Below are 24014 nucleotides of genomic sequence, written 5' to 3'. Positions count from 1 at the left end.
CAAATAAAAAACGACCCTTTCCACTGTACATTTGGAAAGGGTCGTTTTTGTTTGTTTTGCTAAATTGTAACAAATTTATATATTTAAAAAATTAATTTGTATCCCACAAAAAACAACATGATGGCGATAGCATTTCTTAAATACAAATCAGGAATTTTACCGCTTAACATACTTCCTATGAAAATACCAGGTAAAGAACCCATTAACAATTGTCCTAATAGCAAATAATCGATATTTCCCATTGTGGCGTGTCCAAGACCTGCTACCAAGGTCAAGGGTACAGCGTGAGCAATTTCGGTGCCTACTAATTTGGGAGTGGGTAAAAGAGGGTAAAGGAAAAATAACGTTACTGTTCCTAATGCACCAGCACCAATCGAAGTTAAAGTTACTGTTGCACCAAGCATTACGCCTATCGCAATAGTTAACATATTTTGCGTGTTACTTTCCTTGTGGAATTTATCACCAGAGTGTTTTTTAGAGAAGTCCATGATTTTCTTTTTGAAAAGCACTGCTACTGATGTGAACAGCAAAGCCCAACCTAAGCTGTATTTTATAACAGCATTCACGGCCGAAATATCGGTTTTGATGCTATCTAAAATCCATAATGTGATTAGCGCCGCAGGAATGCTTCCTAAGGAAAGCCATCCTGTAATTTTCCAATTGATGTTTTTCTTTTTATGATGTACAAATATACCGGCCATTTTAGTATATGCCGCATATAATAAATCAGTACCTACAGCTGTGGTGGGAGGAATTCCAAACCACAATAAAATAGGGGTCATTAAGGAACCACCACCTACACCTGTTAATCCTACTACAAATCCTACTGCTAAACCAGCAATAACTAATCCTAATTGAAAGTCCATATTGATATATTTTTTGGCAAATCTAATAACTATTTTATAATAATCCTATAGGTAAAGTAGAGTTTAAAAAATAAATTAAAAAAATTAATGTATCTTTGCGCAGAATTTGAGGTTTTGCAAGGGTTGAGCAGCTATGTTAAAGTTGAGTTTTACTTGAAATTGGTGTTTCGAGAAGTGGTATTAAGCTTAAGTTCGGATTTTCAATACATTAGAATCTAGGGTGATTAAAAAAAATGAATATAATGTTTTGTTATTTGGAAATAAGTAGTAATTTTGCGGAGTAATCTACTAAACCGATAGGGTAATAGATTTTATAGAAAAAGAAAACAAATGAGTACAACAATAGTGAATGCATTAATTGAAAAAACAAAAGACTTTTCCATTGAAGAGGCTTTTGTTTTTTTAGCAAATGAATATAAAGATAAAGTGGTTTTTTCCACTTCTTTTGGGCAGGAAGATCAGGTGATTACTGACCTAATTGAAAAAAGTGGTGCTCCAGTGACAATTTTTACTTTAGATACAGGTCGTTTGTTTCAAGAGACTTATGATGTTTTTCATAGAACTCAAAAGAAATACAAAACACCAATTAAAGTATATTTTCCGGAAGCGAAAGCAGTAGAGGAATTATTAGAGAAGAAGGGGCCAAATAGCTTTTACGAATCAGTTGAGAATAGAAAAGAATGTTGTTTTATTCGTAAAGTAGTACCGCTTAAGAAAGCTTTGGCGGGAAATGAAGTATGGATTACAGGTTTGCGGGCAGAGCAGTCGGAGAACAGAAGTGATTTACATTTATTTGAATACGATGCTAATTTCCAAATCATTAAATTCAATCCTTTGTTAAAATGGTCATTAGAAGAGGTTCAAAAATACATTGACGATAATAATGTGCCACAAAACAGCTTGCATAAAAAAGGATTTGTAAGTATAGGTTGTGCCCCATGTACAAGAGCGATTCTTCCTGGAGAAGATATCAGAGCAGGAAGATGGTCGTGGGAATCAAGTCATAAAGAATGTGGTTTGCACGGAAAATAAAAGTATATCGGTTAGTTGTTTAATCGGTTAGTTGAAAAATAGAAGAGATACATAGAAAATAGAAAATGTTAAGAGGTTATAGAAAAGGAGTAACAACCTTAAACTTTAAACCTTAAACTTTTAAACAAAAAAAAGAATGAGTTCAGTTTTAAAAACAAATGCTTTAGAAAGCGAAGCGATTTACATATTTAGAGAAGTGATTTCTCAATTTGAAAAGCCAGTGTTGCTTTTTTCAGGAGGAAAAGATTCGATTACTTTGGTGCGATTAGCACAAAAGGCTTTTTTTCCAGCCAAAATTCCTTTTCCGTTATTACACGTAGATACGGGGCATAATTTTCCTGAAACTATTGAGTTTAGAGATAAATTGGTAAAAGAATTAGGATTGGAGCTTATAGTACGTAATGTGCAAGATGCTATCGATCAAGGGAAAGTTGTTGAGGAGACAGGAAAATATGCAAGTAGAAATAGTTTGCAAACCACCACTTTATTAGATGCTATCGAAGAATTTAAATTTGATGCTTGTATTGGTGGTGCGCGTCGTGATGAAGAAAAAGCAAGAGCTAAAGAACGTATTTTCTCTGTTCGTGATGATTTTGGCCAATGGGATGAAAAAAATCAACGTCCTGAGCTGTTTGATTTATTGAATGGAAAAATTGAGATGGGACAAAACGTACGTGTATTTCCTATTTCAAACTGGACTGAATTAGACGTTTGGAGTTATATAGAACAAGAACAAATTGAAATCCCTTCGATTTATTTTTCACACAAACGTAAGGTGTTTTTGAGAGATGGGATGATTTGGTCACATTCTCCACACGTATATCAAGAAGAAGACGAAATTGTTGAAGAAAGAATTGTACGTTTTAGAACGGTAGGAGATATGAGCTGTACAGCGGCTGTTGATTCCTATGCAGCAACAATTGCAGAAGTAGTTGGTGAAATTAGAGCTTCCACTATTTCAGAAAGAGGTGCCAGAATCGACGACAAACGTTCGGAGGCAGCGATGGAAAAAAGAAAACAACAAGGATACTTTTAGAATCCCCACCCCAGCCCTCCCCGATGGGGAGGGAGGTATTGGAGATTAAATATGAAGGTAACAAATAAAGATATATAACAAGTAAAACAATAGTCTCGGCTCCCTCCCCTTTGGGGAGGGTCGGGGAGGGGAAAAAGATATGGAAGTTTTAAAAATAGCAACAGCAGGAAGTGTAGATGATGGGAAGAGTACATTAATCGGGAGATTATTATACGATACACAGTCTTTAACGACTGATAAATTAGAAGCAATTGAAAGAAGCAGTAAATTAAAAGGGTACGATTATTTAGATTTCTCTTTGGCTACTGACGGATTGGTTGCGGAGAGAGAGCAAGGAATCACCATTGATGTGGCTCACATTTATTTCTCAACTGCTAAAAAGAGTTATATTATTGCCGATACGCCAGGTCACGTAGAATATACGCGTAACATGGTAACGGGAGCTTCGACTTCGCAAGTATCGATTATTTTGATTGATGCTCGTAAAGGGGTAATCGAGCAAACCTACCGTCACTTTTTTATCAATAATTTATTGAGAGTAAAAGAAGTGATTGTAGCGGTTAACAAAATGGATTTAGTTGATTACTCTGAAGAGGTTTTCAATAAAATTAAAGCCGATTTTGAAGAATTGAATGCAAAAAGTACTTTCAAAGAACAAAACGTAAGTTACATTCCGTTAAGTGCTTTGACAGGAGATAATGTGGTTGAATCTTTAGGAGGAATGCCTTGGTACCAAGGACAAACTATCTTAGAGCATTTGGAAGCTTTAGAGCCAACAGACGTTTACGAAAAAGGACAAACTCGTTTCCCTGTGCAAACGGTAATTCGTCCTAAAACGGAGCAGTACCATGATTTTAGAGGGTATGCGGGAAAATTATATGGCAATAATATCAAAGTAGGGGACGCGGTAACTGTATTGCCATCTTTAACACAATCTAAGGTGTCTAAAATTCACTTTTTTGACCAACAATTCGATGAGGCCACAGCAGGTTCTTCGATTACAATTGAGTTAGAAAATGACATCAATGTTACGAGAGGTGATATGATTGTGAAATCAGGCGAATTGCCAAGAATTGAAAAAGATATTACAACAACGATCTGTTGGATGGATAGCAAAAAATTAGTTGCTGGAACCAAATATTTAGTTCAACATAATACCAATAGAGTGTTAGCAAAGGTGGATAGTGTTCGTAATGTGATTGCTACAGATTATTCAGGAACAACACAAGCTTCTGAATTGTCTTTGAATGAAATAGGAGAGGTATCTATCAAGTTAAGCAAACCTTTGTATTTTGATTCTTATAACGAGAACAAAGCTAATGGTGCTTTTATTTTAATCGATACTTCAACTAATACAACAGCAGGAGTAGGATTTATAAAGTAATCCCCACCCCACACCTCTCCAAAGGGTAGTGAGCTAGGATAAAAAAGTAGAATAAAATAAGATTTAATATTCCCAATTTCGGCTCCCCCTCCTTCGGAGGGGGTTGGGGGAGGAAAAAAACAAAGAAATGGAAAGTTTTAGAACAGAAATAGAAAATCCGATTGTCCAAAAAGAGATTATCGATTTAGAAAAGAAAATACATTTATTCCGTGGAGGAAAAATTGATGACGAGCGTTTTCGTAGTCTTCGTTTGGCACGTGGTATTTACGGTCAACGTCAGGAAGGCGTACAAATGATACGTATCAAATTGCCTTATGGAAAAGTGACGAGCGAGCAATTAAAAAGAATCACCGACGTTTCTGAGGAATATTCTACAGGACGTTTACATATCACAACCCGTCAAGATATCCAAATTCACTATGTGAGCTTAGACAGAACACCTGAACTTTGGGCGGATTTGGCTAAAGACGATATCACTCTTAGAGAAGCTTGTGGAAACACCGTACGTAATATTACTGCAAGTGAGTTAGCGGGAGTGGATGTAGATGAACCATTTGATGTCACTCCGTATGCACACGGGTTGTTCCAATATTTATTGCGTAACCCAATCTGTCAAGAAATGGGACGTAAATTCAAAATTTCGTTCTCATCTTCTGAGAAAGATACAGCTTTGAGTTATTTACACGATTTAGGATTCATTCCTAAAATTGTACATGGGCAAAAAGGATTCAAAGTAATGCTGGGTGGTGGATTAGGTTCTCAGCCTTCTCACGCTGAATTGCTTTCTGAGTTTGTACCAGTAAACCAAATTATTCCAACTGCCGAAGGAGTGATTCGTATTTTTGACCGTTATGGAGAAAGAGCAAAACGTCTAAAAGCACGTTTGAAGTTCTTAATCAAAGATTTAGGTCGTGATGAATTCTTGCGTTTGGTAGAAGAAGAGAAAAAAGCCTTGCCTTTCCACTCTTACGAAATAGATACAACAGCTTTTGAAGGGCCTATTACAGAGCCTTTATTAGAAGTGCCAACAGTTACTATTGATGATGTTGAAGCTTATGAAGCTTGGAAAAAATCTAATGTCATACCTCAAAAACAAGCAGGATATGTAGCGATTGGTGTAAAAGTACTTTTGGGTGATTTTTATATTGACAAAGCGAGATTGTTGGCAGATTTGATTAAAAATTACGGAGCCAATGAATTGCGTTTTTCATTACGTCAAAACATTGTGATTCGTAACATCAAAGAAGAAAACTTGCCATTCTTCTACCAAGAGTTAGCTAAACTTGATATGGTTCAATTAGGATACAATTCTATTGGAGACATTACCGCTTGTCCAGGTACAGATACTTGTAACTTAGGTATCGCAAGTAGTACAGGTATTGCTGATGAATTAGAAAGAGTATTAAAAACAGAATACCCTCAATATCTAAACAATCAAGAAATTGCTATCAAAATTAGTGGTTGTATGAATGCTTGTGGGCAACACAATATGGCTGAAATTGGTTTCCAAGGGATGTCAATCAATTCTGGAAAATTAGTAGCGCCAGCCTTGCAAGTATTATTGGGTGGTGGAAATTTAGAAAACGGAAACGGTCGTTTTGCTGATAAAGTAATCAAAATCCCTAGCCGTCGTGGACCTGAAGCCTTGCGTTTGATCTTAAATGATTTTGAAGCCAATGCTAACGGTGCTAAATTCTTAGACTATTATGATGCTAAAGGAGAAAAGTATTTCTACGAATTCTTAAAACCATTGGCAGATGTAACCAACCTTACAGAAGAAGATTTTGTGGATTGGGGTAATGCTGATAACTATGTAAAAGCAGTAGGTGTTGGAGAATGTGCCGGTGTAGTAATCGACTTAGTGGCGACTTTATTATTCGAAGCTAAGGAAAAAATTACTTCGGCTGAGGAAGTATTCCAAGAGCAAAAATGGGCGGATGCTATTTACTTAGCCTATGCAGGTTTTGTAAATGGTGCGAAAGCGTTGTTGTTGGCTGAAAAACAAAAAACAAATACACATGCGGGAATCATCGACGCATTCGATACTGTATTTGTAGAAACAAATAAAATTGAATTGGGAACTTCATTCAAAGAGTTAGTGTACCAAATCAATAAAAACGAACCAACAGAAGCGTTCGCTAAACAATACATCCAAGAAGCAATTGCGTTTTTTGAAAAGTTAGAAGCGTATAGAGCTCAGGATATTGCTCAAGCATAAAAATAGAATATAAAATTAACAAGATACAATGACTGATAAAGACCAAAGTTCACAGCCTTTAGCTCCCAACGAAGAGCGTAACCCATTGTATCCTGTTTTTTTAAAATTGCATAATCTCAGCGTTTTGATTGTTGGAGGTGGGAATGTGGGACTTGAAAAACTCTCATTTTTATTGAAATCCAGTCCTAACGCGAATGTAGAGGTGGTTGCTCCACGTTTTATTCCTGAATTAGTCACTCTTGCGGAGGCACATTCCTCTGTAAAATTGACCAAAAAACGATTCAAGAAAAAAATGTTAAAAAGACGACACATGGTCATTGCTTGTACAGATGATTTGAAAGTCAACAAAAGAGTATATGAGTTGTCTCGAAAAAGGTATCTGATTTGTAATATTGCTGACACACCCGATTTATGTGATTATTACTTAGGCGGAATTGTAACCAAAGGTAATGTCAAAATTGCCATTTCGACCAACGGAAAATCACCTACAACGGCCAAGCGATTGCGAGAGTTTTTTGAAGAAGTAATTCCAGAAGATATCAATCAAATGGTGCAAAACCTAAACGATTATCGCAACACACTCAAAGGTGACTTTGAAGAGAAAGTACAAAAGATGAATGAGATTACAGCTTCGCTTAAGAATAAAGAAAATAGAGAATAGAGTTCCGTAGGAACGAACCATATTGTAGCAACGGTTTTTTCTGTTGATTATAGAATAATTAATTAAGAGTAAATATAACATAAGAAACTCCGTCTAGTCTCCCCCTCTTTCGGAGGGGGTCGGGTGGAGGATAAAAAAGTAGTAAAATGATTGAAACAGATATCCTTATTATAGGAGCCGGTCCAACTGGTTTATTTGCCGTTTTTGAAGCAGGATTATTGAAATTAAAATGTCATATCCTAGATGCGTTACCACAACCGGGTGGTCAATTAGCCGAATTGTATCCTAAAAAACCAATCTACGATATCCCAGGTTTCCCTGAAGTATTAGCAGGAGATTTAGTGGATAATTTGATGGAGCAAATCAAACAATTTGAGCCAGGTTTTACTCTTGGAGAGCGTGCTGAAACAATCGAAAAACAAGAAGACGGTAGCTTTATTGTAACGTCTAATGAAGGAACTGAATTCCATGCCAAAGTAATTGCTATTGCTGGTGGATTAGGAAGTTTTGAGCCTAGAAAACCATTAATCGAGGACATCGAGTTTTATGAAAATAAAGGAGTGAAATACTTTATCAAAAACCCAGAAGAATTCAGAGACAAACGTGTGGTTATCGCAGGTGGTGGAGATTCTGCTTTGGATTGGAGTATCTTCTTGGCTGATGTTGCTTCTGAGGTAACATTAGTACACCGTCGTAACGAATTCCGTGGTGCTTTGGATTCTGTTGAAAAAGTACAGGAATTAAAAGACGCTGGAAAAATCCACATGATTACTCCTGCTGAGGTAGTTGGAATTAAAGGAGCAGAGCACGTGGAGTCTATCGATTTGGACGAAAACGGAGCACACCGTAACATTCCTTGTGACTATTTCATTCCACTTTTCGGATTGACACCTAAATTAGGTCCTATCGGAAACTGGGGTCTTGAAATCGAGAAAAACGCAATTAAAGTAAACAATGCTTTAGACTATCAAACTAATATTCCTGGAATCTTCGCAATCGGAGATATCAATACATACCCAGGTAAATTGAAGTTAATTCTTTGTGGTTTCCACGAAGCTACTTTGATGTGCCAAGCGGCTTACCAAATCATCAACCCAGGAAAACGTTATGTGTTGAAATACACAACTGTATCAGGAGTTGACGGTTTCGATGGTACTCGTAAAGAAGCACCAAAAGCAGTCGTAAAAGCGATAAACTAAGGTAGCTAAGATACTAAGTTACTAAGGCTCTAAGTTTTTGCTTAGAGCCTTTTTTTAATTAACTTCTAACTTAGAGTCTTAGAAACTGAGCAACTTAAAAAAACTTGCAAGTGGTAAGGCTATTGCTTTACTTTGCATTTCCTAAAAACGAAAGATAAGGAGCACAGCATTAGGCATTTTTAGGGAAGTCTGTTCCCGCTTTTCGCTGCAATCTTTTTATTTTATACATCGAGAAGCTCAGTATGACAAAATAAAAAGGATTTCCGTTACAACCTGTCCGCCGTCAGGCTGGTCGGGGCTAAAGAGCCACGAAAGTGCTTTTTAGGAAAATTACAAAAAAGAAAACCTCTTTGCGCCCTAGTGTCTTAGCGGTAAAAACAAAATAGAATATAAAAAAAGCTTTCACGCCTTAGCGTCTTAGCGGTAAATAGAAACTTATGCCAAGCATTCAAGAAGAAATCAAAAAAAGAATCCTCGTTCTCGATGGTGCCATGGGAACCATGTTGCAACGCTACAATTTTTCCGAAGAAGATTTTAGAGGCGAACGCTTCAAAGATTTTCCCCATTCTTTAAAAGGGAACAACGATTTATTGTCGTTAACACAACCCAAAGCGATTGCTGAGGTTCACGCTGCGTATTTTGAAGCAGGAGCAGATATTGTAGAAACCAATACCTTCTCAGGAACCACTATCGGTATGGCGGATTACCACATGGAAGATTTGGTGTATGAGTTGAATTACGAGTCGGCTAAAATTGCCCGTCAAGTAGCTGACGAATTCACCGCCAAAAATCCAGACAAACCTCGTTTTGTTGCCGGTTCAATAGGGCCAACAAACAGAACAGCAAGTATGTCACCTGATGTAAACGACCCAGGATATAGAGCGGTAACTTTTGATGATTTGCGCATTGCTTACAAACAACAGGTGGAAGCCTTGATGGATGGTGGAAGTGATTTATTATTGGTAGAAACTATTTTTGATACGCTAAATGCTAAAGCCGCACTTTTTGCTATCGAAGAAGTAAAAGAAGAGCGCGGAATTGATATTCCAATCATGGTTTCAGGAACGATTACCGATGCTTCAGGGAGAACACTTTCGGGACAAACGGTAGAGGCTTTCTTGATTTCAATATCGCATATTCCGTTGTTGAGTGTAGGATTCAATTGTGCCTTAGGAGCCGATTTGTTGAAACCGTATTTACAGAATTTGTCTCAAAATACATCTTTCAATGTTTCCGCACATCCCAACGCAGGATTGCCAAACGCCTTTGGAGAATACGACGAAACACCAGAGCAAATGCAAGCTTTTATCAAAGAATATTTAGATGATAATTTGGTAAACATTATTGGTGGATGTTGTGGTACCACTCCGGATCATATCCGTTTGATTGCTGAGGCTGCTGCGCAGTATAAGCCTAGGGTTTCGGAGGCGAGTTTGTAAATTCTACGTTAGCAATAGATAAAGTCACAAAGGGTAATTTTTTTTAAGTTCAAATAAAATTTAAAGTTGTGTAAATATGGAAAAAGTATTAATAATACTACTTCTACTTTGTTCAGTAAGTAGTTTTTCTCAGTTTACAAGTAGAAATGATTTACAAACTAGAATATCAGAATCATTAAACGAATCATTGATAAGTAAGCTTTCTAATCCGTATTACTCAAAAAAAGATTTTGTTTTATCAGATTCAATTGAAAGACATACATTTAAGACTTTGTCAAAACCTGATGTAAATAGTGAACTGTCACTTTTTTTTAAAGAAAATTTAAATTCTCAAGATTTAGAAAGAATTGATTATGATAAAATTAAATCTTTATATGATTTTAAGGCTAATCCATATAAATTAGATGTTTATGATTACACAATAAGATTTTTTTTTGATGTTGATAAAAAAGGTAAACCTTATAATTTTAAAGTTAGTACAGGTGATAATGTATTAAATAAGCTTGTCAAGGAAATATTTAAGAAATTTCCTTTAGAAAAACTTAAATTGACTGAAGAAAATAAGTTAGGATTAAATAGTATTCAATTATTTGAGAAAGTAAAAAGGAAAACAATTATAAAAGCTAGTACAAACGTTATTTTAGATATAAGTCCAACTACTGAAAATTGTGAAGTACTTGAGACAGGTATGAGTAGGTCAAGTTGCTTTTATAACGAATTTCGAGAATATATTTTGAATAATATTTCGTTATCACAAAAGATGAATGAAGTTAAAATTGAATCTAGATTTTCTGTTGATTCTAATGGTAAAATATACAATGTAAATTGTATTGCACCAAAAAAGGTAATTAAGAATGAAATTGATAGAGTTGTAAAATCTTTTAATAAAAAAATAATACCAGCAAGGAGGAATAATATTCCTATAGATTTTTTTTACAATACTACTTATATAATTACCAGTAATAAATAAAAGGAAATCTTTTAGCTAGCGCGAGCATCCCGCTCGTGCCTGCAAAGAATGATTAGCGTTTCTTTTAATATTAATAATAGGAATGTGTACGAGCGTGACGCTCGCACTAGCGAATAAAAAAAATAAAGTTCCGTAGGAACGATACATTTTGTAGCAACGGGTTTTAACCCGTTGGACAGATTAGATTAGAACAAAGCGAAATATAGAAAAGTAATTTATGGATAAAATTAAACAAAAAGTAATATTGAATGCCAATGGAGCAAATATTGCTGTTTTGCATTTTGGAGATGATAATGATTATCTTTCATTGACCGATATTGCTAAGTTTAAAAATCCAGATGATGCTTTTATTGTTGTTAACAATTGGCTAAGGAGTAAGGATACAATCCTTTTTATAGGTCTTTGGGAACAATTAAATAATCCTAATTTTAAACCTATCGAATTCGATAGGTTTAAAAACGAAGCGGGAACAAATGCATTTACTTTGTCACCTCAAAAATGGATAAGCACGACAGATGCTATTGGGATAGTATCAAAGTCGGGGAGATATGGTGGGACTTTTGCTCACAAGGATATCGCTTTTGAGTTTGCTTCTTGGGTATCGGCAGAGTTTAAATTGTATATAATTAAAGATTATCAAAGGCTTAAGGGAGATGAAAATAGTAGGTTATCTTTAAGTTGGAATTTGAGTAGAGAGTTATCTAAGATAAATTATCGAATTCATACAGATGCAATAAAAGAAAATATAATTCCATCTGATATTAGTAAAAAACTCAAAGGCATTGTTTATGCAAGTGAAGCTGATGTGTTGAATGTAGCCTTGTTTGGTATTACAGCCAAAGATTGGAGAAAACAGAATCCTGATAGTAAAGGAAATATTCGTGATGAGGCAAGCTATCATCAGTTGATTGTTTTGGTAAATATGGAAAGTATGAATGCAGAGTTAATCAAATTAGGATTGTCTCAAAACGAACGAGCATTAAGATTAAATAAAATGGGGATTGAACAAATGACTTCGCTTTTGAAAATAGAACAAAAGAAGTTGATGTAATGCACAATGCCCGCGTGAGGGATAGTAGCGGCATCCTTTTATGAAGTCCCGACACTTCGGGACGGAATAAAAGATAAAGCGAATAGCCCGACCCGACCTTTTTTGGGAGGGACACGCCGAAAAAATAAGAATAGAATAATACTTAGGACCTAAGTACAGAACCATCGGGACAGAACCTTAGTGACTCAAAATAAAAAAAATGGCAGCAGTAGAACCAAGAAGAAATTTAGTTTTATCGGGATTAGAACCTTTGATTATTACGCCGGATAGTGTTTTTGTGAACGTCGGAGAGCGTACGAACGTAACGGGTTCTAGAAAATTCCTTCGATTGATTAAGGAAGAGAAATACGATGAAGCGCTAGATATCGCCAGACAGCAGGTAGAAGGGGGAGCGCAAATCATTGATATCAACATGGATGAGGGAATGCTTGATGGTGAATATGCGATGGTGAAATTCCTGAACTTAATCGCTGCGGAGCCTGATATCGCTCGTGTGCCTATTATGATTGACAGTTCGAAATGGCATATTATCGAAGCTGGACTGAAAGTGGTGCAAGGGAAATGTGTGGTGAACTCGATTTCGTTGAAAGAAGGCGAGGAACAGTTTATTCATCATGCCAAACTCATCAAGCGTTATGGTGCAGCGGTAATCGTTATGGCTTTTGACGAAGTAGGTCAGGCGGATAATTACGAGCGCAGAGTGGAGATTTGTCAGCGTTCCTATGATATTTTGGTGAACAAAGTAGGTTTCCCACCTCAGGATATTATTTTCGATTTGAATATTTTTCCAGTAGCAACAGGTATGGAAGAACACCGCCTGAATGCCTTGGATTTTTTTAGAGGGACACGTTGGGTTCGCGAAAATTTACCACACGCACACATTAGTGGTGGGGTGAGTAATGTGTCGTTTTCGTTTAGAGGAAATGATGTTGTTCGTGAGGCGATGCACTCGGTTTTCTTGTATCATGCCATCAAAGAGGGTATGACGATGGGAATCGTAAACCCGGAGATGTTGACCATTTATGACGATATTCCGAAGGATTTATTGGAACATGTTGAGGATGTGATTTTGGACCGACGTGACGATGCTACAGAGCGTTTGTTGGATTTTGCTGAAAGTGTAAAAGGTACAGGAACGAAAGCTACTGAAGCGGAGGCACAAGAATGGCGCTCGGGAACGGTACAAGAACGCATCACCCATTCGTTAGTAAAAGGAATTGATGCTTTTATTGAAACGGATGTTGAAGAAGCTCGTTTGGCCGCTACAAAGCCGATTGAAGTAATCGAAATCAATCTGATGGCGGGAATGAATGTCGTAGGAGATTTGTTTGGTTCCGGAAAAATGTTTTTGCCACAGGTGGTGAAATCGGCACGTGTGATGAAAAAAGCCGTGGCGTATTTGTTGCCTTTTATTGAAGCTTCGAAACAAGCGGGAGACAAAGAAGGGAATGGTAAAATTTTATTGGCAACTGTAAAAGGAGACGTTCATGATATTGGTAAAAATATTGTGGGTGTAGTGCTAGCTTGTAATAATTACGAAATTATCGACCTTGGTGTGATGGTGCCACCAGAAAAAATTATCGCGGCAGCCATCGAACATGAAGTAGATATTATAGGTTTGAGCGGTTTGATAACACCATCGCTAGACGAAATGGTATTTTTGGCCAAGGAATTAGATAAGAGAAACATAAAAATTCCAGTAATGATTGGTGGAGCAACCACTTCGCGTGCCCACACGGCCGTGAAAATTGCTCCTCAATATAAGGCTACAGCGGTACATGTAAACGATGCTTCGCGAGCGGTGACAGTAGCAGGTAATTTATTGGATCAAAATAAAGAAGAATATGCTAAGGCTATTCGTGAAGAATACGATGCCTTGCGAGAAGGTTATTTGAACCGTTCTAGAGATAAAAATTTCTTGACGATTGAAGAAGCACGTAAAAATAAATTGCAACTGGACTGGGGACAATATACTCCCGTGCAGCCTAAACAAATTGGAGCGCAGGTTATAGAAGTCTATTTGGATGTTTTAGTACCTTATATCGATTGGACGCCGTTTTTTCAAACATGGGAATTACACGGAAAATATCCCGCTATTTTAACAGATGAGGTGGTAGGAGAACAAGCTACAGCGGTGTTCAAAGATGCTCAGGCAATGCTAGAGGTGATTTTGAAAGAAAAGAAATTACAAGCCAAAGGAATTTACGGGATTTTCCCTGCCAATCAGGTAAATGATGATGATATTCAATTGTATGATGCCAACGGAAAAGAGATAGAAAAGTTCTTAACGCTACGTCAGCAATCACAAAAAACTAAGGGAGCACCAAATATTGCCTTGGCTGATTTTATTGCGCCAAAAGACAATGGAGTAACTGATTACATGGGAGCTTTCTGTGTGACAACCGGTTTTGGTGTCGATGAATGGGCTGATGAATACCGTGATAATCTAGACGATTACAATTCGATTATGGTCAAAGCTTTGGCGGATCGTTTTGCGGAAGCCTTTGCTGAATATTTACATGAGCGTGTGCGTAAAGAATTTTGGGGCTATGATGCTGATGAGTCTTTATCAAATGAAGAATTAATTAAGGAAAAATACAAAGGAATTCGTCCTGCGCCAGGGTATCCAGCTTGTCCAGATCACTTAGAAAAACCAACGATTTGGAAATTACTCAATGTAGAAGAAGCTATTGGGGTAAAATTGACGGATAGTATGGCGATGTGGCCTGCTTCGTCAGTGTCTGGGTATTATTTTGGAAATCCTGAAAGTAAGTACTTTGGACTAGGAAAAATAAAAGACGATCAAGTAATTGATTATGCCAAACGTAGAAGTATCTCGACTGATTTGGCTATGAAATGGCTAAGTCCTAATATTGCAGATTAATCCCCACCCAGCCTCCCGCCGCTGCGGGGAGGAGCCGATGTGGAAAAAAATATTGTTCAATTAAATAACACCCAGTCTCCCCTTCTTCGGAGGGGTCGGGGGAGGAAAAATGAAGGTAACACAACATATAGAAAATGCCAAAGGGAAACCTTTGTTCTCATTCGAGATTGTTCCACCACAGAAAGGAACAAACATCAATGATTTGTATTCCAATATAGATCCGTTGATGGAATTCAAACCGCCGTTTATTGATGTAACTACTTCGAGAGAAGAATTTGTATATATTGAAAAAAACGGACTCTTTGAGCGTCGTATTACCCGTATGCGTCCAGGAACTGTTGGGATTTGCGCTTCTATCCAACACAAATATGGAGTAGATGCTATTCCACACGTTTTGTGCGGTGGATTCACCAAAGAAGAAACAGAATACCTGTTGGTAGATTGTCATTATCTTGGAATTGATAATCTGGTAGCCTTGCGTGGTGATCCAATGAAAGGCGAAAAATATTTTGAGCCTACTGTAGGAGGAAACGCTTATGCAGTGGATTTGGTAAAACAAATCAAAGCCATGAACAACGGAAAGTTTTTGCATGATACCTTGCCTATGGCTAGTGCACCTGATTTTTGCGTAGGGGTGGCAGGTTATCCTGAAAAACATATCGAAGCACCAAGTTTGGAAGCCGATTTGAAACGCTTAAAAGAAAAAGTAGATGCAGGTGCTGATTACATTGTAACACAAATGTTTTTTGATAACCAACGTTATTTTAGATTTGTTGAAGCGGCTCGAAATATGGGGATAACTGTGCCGATTATTCCAGGTATCAAACCCGTAGCTGTGAAACGCCATTTGCAGTTGTTGCCACAGGTTTTTTGGTTAGACATGCCTGAAAGTTTAATTAGTGCCATTGAAAACGCCAAAGACAATGCGGCTGTTCGTCAAATAGGAGTTGAGTTTGCTATTCAGCAATCCAAGGAATTGATTGAGTTTGGTGTGCCTTGTGTACATTATTATTCCATGGGAAAATCGGATAATATTTATAATATCGCTAAGGAAGTTTTTTAGTTTTTTTCTATTATAGCTACAAAAAATCCCGTTTAAATTTAAACGGGATTTTTTTAATTAACTGAAATTGGTAAACTTATAATACTTCTTACTATTAGCCCTTTTTGTTGTCCCGGAATCCATTTTGGGCCTTGTTTTAAAACTCGAATCGCCTCTTTTCCAGTTTCAAATCCTAAATCTCGTAAAACTTTTATATCAGTAAGAGTTCCGTCTATTTCAACGACAAAAGTTACATACACTTTTCCTCGAACATTGTTTGCGTCAGGTGGTATGTTGTAGTTTTTTTTTATGTATTTGTCGAATTCTTTTTGACCCCCAGGGAATTCCGGTTTTATGGTTATCACAGCCCCAGTATAAATAGAATTCTGATTGGGGTGTATTGTTTTTTCTTGTCCGAAGCTTAATTGTATTGAAAAAAACAAAACAGTTAAAAATAATAAGTTTTTCATTTTAATTTAGTTTTTTGAGTTAAATGGTTTGTAAATGTATTCTTTATTTTTGATTTTTTATTGTGTTAATTGAAATTGTCAGTGATTTTTATTTCTTGTAATTAGCAATTAAATTATGTTAATGGATTGATACCGAATTTCTTATTAATGCATTGAATTTCCTAGGGATTTTTTGTGACTTCAAACTAGTACATTCAACATCCATTAGTTTATGGACTTACATATGAAATTTTTATTAAATTTACTCTAAAAATATTTCTATCTGCCATTAGATTACGATAATTATTTGCGACCTAAACGCCTATATCTTTACTTTTTTTAACCATCATTTTTAGATGAATTTGGCTTGAATTTTGACACAACAATTGTCTAATTGATTAAATTTTAACTCAAAAAATTAAATTAATTATTTTGAAAAATTATCTTGCTTTCTTATTGGGTTGCATTTTTTTTTCAAATCAAATCCATTCGCAATTTTGCACAGGATCACTTGGTGATCCCGTTTTAAGTATCGATTTTGGGTCTGGGATAGGTCGTGGCTCTGCATTAGGTTCTTCAGTTACACTGTATAACTATTCTTCTTCGGGTAAATTGGACGAGGGATTTTATACTATTTCTAATGAAACTACCGGTTTGAGGGATAATGCTTGGCATGCTACCACTGATCACACAGGCAACGCAAATGGCTATATGATGATTGTTAATGCATCTTTATTGCCTACAGAAGGGATTTTTTACACTAATATAGTAAATGATCTTTGTCCAGGTACTACTTATGAATTTTCTGCTTGGTTAATGAATTTGATGACTTTTACTTCCGTAAATCCAAATGTTATTTTTAGGGTGAGTACCATTTCAGGAGTTGAATTGGGAACCTATAATACGGGGCAAATACCGGTAACTTCTAGTGCAACATGGAAAAAATTTGGTTTTTATTTCTCAACAGGTACAGAATCTTCAGTCGTAATTACAATTTTAAATAATGCTATTGGGGCAATTCCAGGTAATGATTTAGCCTTAGATGATATTAAATTTAGGGCGTGTGGTGCTACGGTACTATCTTCAATTAAAGATGAATCGGGCACAAGTTTAGAAGTTTGTGAAGGCGAGGCTAAGGAAATTACTGTTTTAGGAGCTGTGACTTCCTCTTCTTATTCGACAATAGGGTATCAATGGCAGTCTAGTGTTGACAATGGATTGAATTGGGAGGATATTGGAGGTGCGACTTCCTCTAGTTATTCATTTACTACAGATGAATCAGGTCTATACAAATATCGATTAGCGGCTGCGGAGAGTAGTAACATTAAATCTGTCAATTGTCGGGTATATTCAAATGAAATTACTATTGCTGTAAAAGCCAATCCTACGGTTGCAACATTTCAAATAGAGCAACCTACTTGTACAATCCCTACTGGAACGATTACTATTACATCACCTCTTAATGGGAGCTATAGTATAGATGGGGTTAATTTTCAAACGTCACCCATTTTTTCAGGGTTGTCTGCAGGAGATTATTCTGTAACCACCAAGAACGGTACATGTGTAGGTACTGTTAATACAGCAAAAATTAATTCGTTTTCCACTTCAAGTACGACACCAACTGTAATGGTGGAGCAGCCTGTAATCTGTAGTGATCCGTTCGGAACTATTACAGTTACGAGTTTAGATTTTGAATATAGTTTTGATAATGGCCAAACATGGCAAAGTAGTGCTATAAAATCGGGTTTAAATAGAGGGACTTATTATGTAAAAAGCCGAAACAGTACTAATTGTATTACGCAAGCTGCTACTGTCACTATAATTGCACCACCTGGTTATCCACCAACTCCAACAGTTATAGTCAAAGAACCAGATTGCGTTTTAGGAACTGGTTCTATTACAATCACTGATACGGCAGCAGCCTATAGTTTTGATGGAGGAAATACTTGGGGAAGTTCAAACACAATTGGTAATTTGCCTCCAGGAGTCTATAATGTTTTGATTAAAAATAATCTAGGATGTGTTTCCATTGCAGGTAATGATGTGTATATATATAACTATGTTAATAATGAGCCTTTACCCACGGTGGTTTCTCCGATGAGCTATTGTAAACAAGAAAAAAAAACGCTTGCAGATGTTCCAATTGCAGGGAAGAACATAAAATGGTATGAGAGTTTAACTTCAAATACTGAATTATCCAATACTACTTTACTAACGAGTCAAACCTATTATGCAACTCAAACGATAACTGTTTGCGAGAGCTTTAGAATTCCTGTTGTAATCTTCATTCAAGATACTCCAACGCCTAATGGTGTTGCAATTCAAAATTTTTGTACGACACAAAAACCAACTATTGCTACTTTAACTGCTTCGGGTTCGAATATAAAATGGTATTCTAATGCTACAAATGGAGCTAGTTTGACCAGTACTACAGCATTGGTTGATGGTACTACTTATTATGCTTCACAAACGGTTAATGGTTGTGAAAGCAGTATTAGGTTTGCAGTTTCGGTGGGTATAAGTAGACCTAATTTAATTGTTCAAGATGTTTCGGATTTTTATTGTGATCATAATAATGACGGTGTTGAAAAGATAGATTTATCAATTTATAAAACGGCAATTACTTCAGATGCTACAACAACCATTCGGTTTTATAATTCCTTTTCGGGTGCAGATAGTCAAGTTGCTTCAAGTGAAATTGTTTTAGCAAATGCATATAATTTAGCTAGGGGTCTTACAACTCTTTATGCCAGAATTGATTCGAATGATAAATGCCATCAAGTGGTAAAAGTTGCTTTAACATTGTTTTCGACACCTGAAATCACAATAGATGATACTTTACGACTTTGTGAAAATTCTAGTATTGAGGTTGATGCTGGTACTGGTTTTGATAGTTATTTGTGGTCAACATCAGAAACAACTCAAGCTATAACAATTAGAAGTGTGGGTGATTATTCAGTAACTGTAACAAAGAATAATGGTGTAATAGTGTGTTCAACTACCAAAAAAATAAAGGTTACATTGTCTAATGGTGCCATGATTAGTTCAGTAGAAACTAATGATTTGACTGACAGTAGCAATTCAGTTACAATAAATTTGACCGCTTCAAGTACTGGGGATTATGAATATTCGATTGACGGACTCACCTATCAGGACAGTAACGAACTAAAAGGATTATCAAGTGGTACATACACGGTTTATATACAAGATAAGAATGGTTGTGGAATTATAACTCAGGAAATTTTGCTGTTGAACTATCCTAAATTTTTCACACCAAATGGAGATGGATATAATGATCAGTGGTCAATTCCTCTAGCAGAGAATGAACCGGGGCTAATACTTAGAATATTTGATCGGTATGGTAAATTGTTAAAAGAACTACGAAATGCTCAAAGCTGGGACGGTACTTGCAATGGTTACCAGTTGCCTGCTGATGATTATTGGTTTGTACTGACAAGAGAAAACGGTAAAATATATAAAGGTCATTTTGCTATTGAGAGATAGTCATAGAAAAGATCTTTTCATAATAGAACAATGCTTTTAACGGTAAATGCTATTTTAATTCAAAAGTTTAAATTGGTTTTACGTTTATTTTGAAGGAAATTTCGTTTTCGAATTCAATTTGTTTTTTCGGATTAGTAATTTGTTTCTTTAAATCCTATGATGTCAATTTTATAAAATTGTAAATTCTGTAAACAATTTTTCAAAAACAATCTCAACTCATGCGTAGTCAATTCTTTCTAACATGATTTCAAATAGTATCATTATTGCCTTTTATTTTTTGTTGGCGTCAAGCTTGAAAACAAGTCAATAATTAATCACTTATCTAGTAATTTCCCTAAAAATAGCTTCCAGATTTTTATTTTTCTGGTTCAATTGCAAGGTTTTCAAACCATTTTCGTTAGCAAAGTCAAAAACTGCTGGACGCATGTCTTTGTCAGATTGAAAAGTCAGTTCCCAAGTCATGTCGTGGGTGTTTTTATAGGAAACTAGGTTTTCTATTTTAGCAATGACTTGTTCTTCAGTTTTATAATCAAATTCGACTTCGATGATTTGTTGCTTGTCTTCGGATATAAGGTGGTCTAATTTTTTGTCGGCTACGATTTTTCCTTTGTCAATAATAATGACACGGTCACAAATCGCTTCAACCTCTTGCATGATATGTGTCGAAAGGAAAACGGTTTTGTCTTTCCCTACATTTTTTATCACATTGCGTATCTCCATCAATTGGTTAGGGTCAAGACCTGTGGTAGGTTCATCTAATATCAAAACATCGGGATTGTGCAACAAGGCGTTAGCTAAGCCTACACGTTGACGATATCCTTTAGAGAGTTGGCCTATTTTTTTATGGCTTTCAGGACTTAAACCAGTTAACTGAATAACTTCTTCGATTCGGGATTTAGGAACCTTGTAAACATCAGCGTTAAATTCTAGGTATTCTCGAACGTATAAATCTAAATAGAGCGGATTGTGTTCTGGTAAATAACCAATGGATAATTGGACTGCTTTAGCATTGGCAACAACATCCTGTCCGTTAACTAGTGCAGAGCCTTCGTCAGCAGTGATGTATGTGGTCAAAATTTTCATTAAAGTTGATTTTCCTGCGCCATTTGGGCCTAGGAAACCCACAATTTCTCCTTTATTTACTGAAAAAGAAATAGAATCTAATGCTTTTTGAGTGGCGTAACTTTTAGATATATTTTTGACTTCGATTGACATAATTGCTAGTTTGGTTAGTGCAAAAGTAAATAGAAAATCGATGGGTTTATGAATTGATAACGTCCTTTTTGATAAGATATTAAAATTAACGAGTTTGCACTTCTACCGACGGTTTGTTTGACTTTCAAATAGGTGGTAAATAGGTTTGTGTTTTTTTATACAAATAGTTTTAATTTTTTTTGTATGGTTTTAAAATAAGTTTTACATTTGCATCTCAAAATTAAAAACAAAGCATTTAAGATGTCTAATAACCGATTTTATTTTAGCAACACTTTTTTCTTCTTTAGCGGGAAGTAGGGTTGTGCTATGGTTATTTGAAAAGAATTAAAACAAATAAAACTAATATACAATCCTGATGAAAATCAGGATTTTTTTTTGAGTTTATGGAGGCAAAAATTGCAATACAAGGGATTAAGGGTTCGTTTCATCATCAGGTAGTTAGAGAATACTATACTGATGAAGTAGCTATAGACGAATGTTTGTCTTTTGAAGAGTTGGTGGATAGTTTGTTGTCTGGAAAATCAACTCAAGCGGTAATGGCTATTGAGAATTCTATTGCGGGGCCTATTATTCCTAATTATGCTTTGATTGATAAAAATAATTTGCACATCATAGGAGAGCATTATTTGAATATTCATCAAAATTTGATGGCTTTACCAGGGCAAACTATCGAGGCGATTCAAGAAGTTTATTCTCATCCAATGGCTTTATTGCAATGTATGGATTTTTTGAAAACCTACCCGCACATAAAAATTGTAGAAGATAAAGATACAGCTGAAACGGCACGCCGAATCCAAGAAAAACAATTAACAGGAATAGCAGCGATAGGGAGTACAGTAGCAGCAGAAATGTACGGATTGGAAATATTGGCTCCTGAAATTCAAACGATTAAAAACAACATGACTCGTTTTGTGATTATCAACAAAGAAAATTCTTTTGTACCACAAAACGAAATCAACAGAGCGTCTATCAAGTTTGAATTGGATCATAAAAGAGGAAGTTTGGCAGCGGTATTAAATGTGATGAGTGATTGTAAAATGAATTTGACCAAAATTCAGTCGTTGCCCAAAATTGAAACCCCTTGGAAATATTCCTTTTTTGTAGATGTGACTTTTGAAAATTATGCAGATTTTGCCAAAGCCAAATCTTTAATTGCCATCATGGCGGAATATTTTAAAGTTTTAGGAGAATATAAAAATACAAAACCGTTATCGGTTGAAAATAAAGCGGTTTAAGGCCATAAAGAAATTATAAACAGTAATGATTACACTAGCAAAACGTCTAAATACAGTTGAAGAATATTATTTCTCGTCAAAATTAAGAGAGGTAAGGCAGTTGGTGTCCGAAGGGAAACCCGTTATCAATATGGGTATTGGTAGTCCCGATTTGAGTCCGTCACAAGCTGTGATTGATGCTGTTCAGTTGGCAATTCAAGATGAAAATGCGCATGGCTATCAGAGTTATCAGGGATTACCTGAGCTACGTGAAGGTATGGCTGCATTTTATAAAAACAATTTTGGAGTTGAATTGAATCCTGCTACTGAGATATTGCCTTTAATGGGTTCCAAAGAAGGTATCATGCACATTTCGATGGCTTTTTTAAATGAAGGAGATGAGGTGTTGATTCCTAATCCAGGATATCCTACCTATACTTCGGTGACAAATTTAGTAGGAGCTGTTCCTGTATATTACGATTTAAAAGAATCAAATAATTGGGAGCCAGATTTTGAAGCTTTAGAAAAATTAGATTTATCAAAAGTAAAAATCATGTGGATAGGCTATCCACACATGCCTACAGGAGCCAGAGGAAGCCTTGCTTTGTTTGAAAGATTGATTGGATTTGCTAAAAAATACAATATCTTATTGGTGAATGATAATCCGTATAGTTTTGTTTTGAATGATAATCCAATGAGTTTGTTGCAAATTGAAGGTGCAAAAGAGGTGGCTTTAGAATTGAATTCTTTGAGTAAGACCTTCAACATGGCAGGATGGCGAGTAGGAATGGTGTTAGGAAATGCTGACTGTATTGATGCTGTTTTGAAAGTAAAGAGCAATATGGATAGTGGAATGTTCTTTGGAATCCAAAAAGGAGCTATTGAAGCTTTAAAAAGCGACAAGTCTTGGTTTGATTCGATGAATGTTATTTATAAAAGGCGTAGGATATTAATTGAACAATTGGCAGAAAAGTTAAATTGTAACGTATATGCACAAGGAGTTGGAATGTTCGTTTGGGCAAAATTACCAGAAGGGATTGTTTCAGCAGAAGCGTTTATAGATCAAATATTGTATGAAAAATCGATTTTCATAACACCGGGAACTATTTTTGGAAGTAATGGAGAGGGGTATATCCGATTTGCCTTGTGTGTAAAAGAAGAAAAAATTCAAGAGGCTATCGATAGATTTTAGATTTTAAATAAAAATAATGTGCCAAAAAGCAACGTTCGGATGAGAAAATTACTGGACAAGCTGAACTAAAGTGCTAAATAAAATTTCAAGTTAATAATTGAAATTTATAATATTAAAATTTCATGAATGTATATGTGATAGGAATAGGGTTGATAGGAGGGTCAATGGTTTTAGACATGAAAACGTTGTATCCTACGGCAACTATTTTTGGGATTGATACAAATGAGGCTCACGTAGCTGAGGCAATTGCTCTTGGTGTAGTGGATCAGGCAGCGCAATTAGAGCAAATTGTAAATGCTGATTTTGTGATTGTATCGGTTCCAGTGGATGTATGTTTGACTTTATTGCCTCAGGTATTGGATTTAATAAGCGAAAACACCATTGTTTTTGATGTGGGGTCAACAAAAAATCCGATTTGTGAAGCAGTTACGAGTCACCCTAAGAGACGTAATTTTATTGCTGCACATCCTATTGCAGGTACTGAGTTTTCGGGGCCTTCAGCGGCAATCAAAGGTTTGTTTCAAGGGAAAACAAATATTATTTGTGAGGTCGAAAAAACGACTTTCAAATTACAAGAAAAGGCATTGGATTTGTTTCGAGCGATGGGAATGCGCATTCGATACATGGATCCAAAATCACATGACAAACATATTGCTTA

18 protein-coding genes are annotated in these 24014 nt (G+C 36.0%); 15 read left to right on the top strand and 3 right to left on the bottom strand.

The genetic code is table 11. From position 1 onward, the window contains the following. Window positions 1-83 precede the first annotated feature (83 nt). The gene (locus K5R64_RS09830) at window positions 84-866 is read right to left on the bottom strand and encodes a sulfite exporter TauE/SafE family protein (RefSeq protein ID WP_220763098.1); all 783 of its coding nucleotides are present in this window, start codon (window positions 864-866) and stop codon (window positions 84-86) included. 330 nt (window positions 867-1196) lie between these two features. Here K5R64_RS09830 and K5R64_RS09825 point away from each other — a divergent pair, with 330 nt between their 5' ends. The 11 genes from K5R64_RS09825 to metF all read left to right on the top strand — a co-directional run bounded on the left by K5R64_RS09825 (window position 1197) and on the right by metF (window position 15803). Continuing rightward, window positions 1197-1898: a phosphoadenylyl-sulfate reductase gene (locus tag K5R64_RS09825; RefSeq protein WP_220763095.1), complete on the top strand. Its 702-nt coding sequence runs from the start codon at window positions 1197-1199 to the stop codon at window positions 1896-1898. A gap of 136 nt (window positions 1899-2034) precedes the next feature. Further along, window positions 2035-2934 carry a sulfate adenylyltransferase subunit CysD gene (gene cysD / locus K5R64_RS09820; protein ID WP_220763093.1) on the top strand — a complete coding sequence of 300 codons (900 nt, stop codon included), beginning with the start codon at window positions 2035-2037 and terminating at the stop codon, window positions 2932-2934. A gap of 139 nt (window positions 2935-3073) precedes the next feature. After that, a complete protein-coding gene (locus tag K5R64_RS09815; protein ID WP_220763092.1) occupies window positions 3074-4318 on the top strand; it encodes a sulfate adenylyltransferase subunit 1 in 1245 nt (414 codons plus the stop codon). Between the two features lie 127 nt (window positions 4319-4445). After that, window positions 4446-6536, top strand: coding sequence for a nitrite reductase (locus K5R64_RS09810; protein ID WP_220763091.1), 2091 nt, complete (start codon window positions 4446-4448; stop codon window positions 6534-6536). A gap of 28 nt (window positions 6537-6564) precedes the next feature. Further along, window positions 6565-7197, top strand: coding sequence for a bifunctional precorrin-2 dehydrogenase/sirohydrochlorin ferrochelatase (locus tag K5R64_RS09805; protein WP_220763090.1), 633 nt, complete (start codon window positions 6565-6567; stop codon window positions 7195-7197). Window positions 7198-7343: 146 nt separating this feature from the next. Further along, entirely contained in the window at window positions 7344-8396 is a 1053-nt protein-coding gene (locus K5R64_RS09800; RefSeq protein WP_220763089.1) for an NAD(P)/FAD-dependent oxidoreductase, read from the top strand. Window positions 8397-8833: 437 nt separating this feature from the next. Beyond that, window positions 8834-9835, top strand: coding sequence for a homocysteine S-methyltransferase family protein (locus K5R64_RS09795; protein ID WP_220763088.1), 1002 nt, complete (start codon window positions 8834-8836; stop codon window positions 9833-9835). A 76-nt stretch (window positions 9836-9911) separates the two neighbouring features. Further along, the gene (locus K5R64_RS09790) at window positions 9912-10805 is read left to right on the top strand and encodes a hypothetical protein (RefSeq protein WP_220763087.1); all 894 of its coding nucleotides are present in this window, start codon (window positions 9912-9914) and stop codon (window positions 10803-10805) included. A gap of 217 nt (window positions 10806-11022) precedes the next feature. Then, window positions 11023-11856: a KilA-N domain-containing protein gene (locus K5R64_RS09785; RefSeq protein ID WP_220763086.1), complete on the top strand. Its 834-nt coding sequence runs from the start codon at window positions 11023-11025 to the stop codon at window positions 11854-11856. Window positions 11857-12055: 199 nt separating this feature from the next. Continuing rightward, window positions 12056-14740 carry a methionine synthase gene (gene metH, locus K5R64_RS09780; protein ID WP_220763084.1) on the top strand — a complete coding sequence of 895 codons (2685 nt, stop codon included), beginning with the start codon at window positions 12056-12058 and terminating at the stop codon, window positions 14738-14740. 109 nt (window positions 14741-14849) lie between these two features. Then, complete coding sequence (gene metF, locus K5R64_RS09775; protein WP_220763082.1) at window positions 14850-15803, top strand: methylenetetrahydrofolate reductase [NAD(P)H]; 954 nt, start codon at window positions 14850-14852, stop codon at window positions 15801-15803. A 53-nt stretch (window positions 15804-15856) separates the two neighbouring features. Here metF and K5R64_RS09770 read toward each other — a convergent pair whose 3' ends face one another. Further along, entirely contained in the window at window positions 15857-16252 is a 396-nt protein-coding gene (locus tag K5R64_RS09770; RefSeq protein ID WP_220763080.1) for an energy transducer TonB, read from the bottom strand. Between the two features lie 411 nt (window positions 16253-16663). Here K5R64_RS09770 and K5R64_RS09765 point away from each other — a divergent pair, with 411 nt between their 5' ends. Continuing rightward, window positions 16664-19735 carry a T9SS type B sorting domain-containing protein gene (locus K5R64_RS09765; protein ID WP_220763078.1) on the top strand — a complete coding sequence of 1024 codons (3072 nt, stop codon included), beginning with the start codon at window positions 16664-16666 and terminating at the stop codon, window positions 19733-19735. A 318-nt stretch (window positions 19736-20053) separates the two neighbouring features. On the opposite strand, the gene gldA is transcribed toward K5R64_RS09765, so the two are convergent. After that, window positions 20054-20950, bottom strand: coding sequence for a gliding motility-associated ABC transporter ATP-binding subunit GldA (gldA, locus tag K5R64_RS09760; protein ID WP_220763076.1), 897 nt, complete (start codon window positions 20948-20950; stop codon window positions 20054-20056). A 383-nt stretch (window positions 20951-21333) separates the two neighbouring features. Here gldA and K5R64_RS09755 point away from each other — a divergent pair, with 383 nt between their 5' ends. The 3 genes from K5R64_RS09755 to K5R64_RS09745 form a co-directional block, all read left to right on the top strand. Beyond that, window positions 21334-22185: a prephenate dehydratase gene (locus K5R64_RS09755; protein ID WP_220763074.1), complete on the top strand. Its 852-nt coding sequence runs from the start codon at window positions 21334-21336 to the stop codon at window positions 22183-22185. A gap of 25 nt (window positions 22186-22210) precedes the next feature. Further along, complete coding sequence (locus K5R64_RS09750; RefSeq protein WP_220763072.1) at window positions 22211-23356, top strand: pyridoxal phosphate-dependent aminotransferase; 1146 nt, start codon at window positions 22211-22213, stop codon at window positions 23354-23356. A gap of 122 nt (window positions 23357-23478) precedes the next feature. Continuing rightward, a partial coding sequence (locus tag K5R64_RS09745) for a prephenate dehydrogenase/arogenate dehydrogenase family protein (protein ID WP_220763070.1) occupies window positions 23479-24014 on the top strand: 536 nt, incomplete at its 3' end.

This window comes from Flavobacterium sp. UMI-01 (assembly GCF_019656315.1).
Classification (GTDB): domain Bacteria; phylum Bacteroidota; class Bacteroidia; order Flavobacteriales; family Flavobacteriaceae; genus Flavobacterium.
Note: the sequence above shows the minus strand (reverse complement) of the source record. Positions and strands in the feature narration are given on the sequence as shown.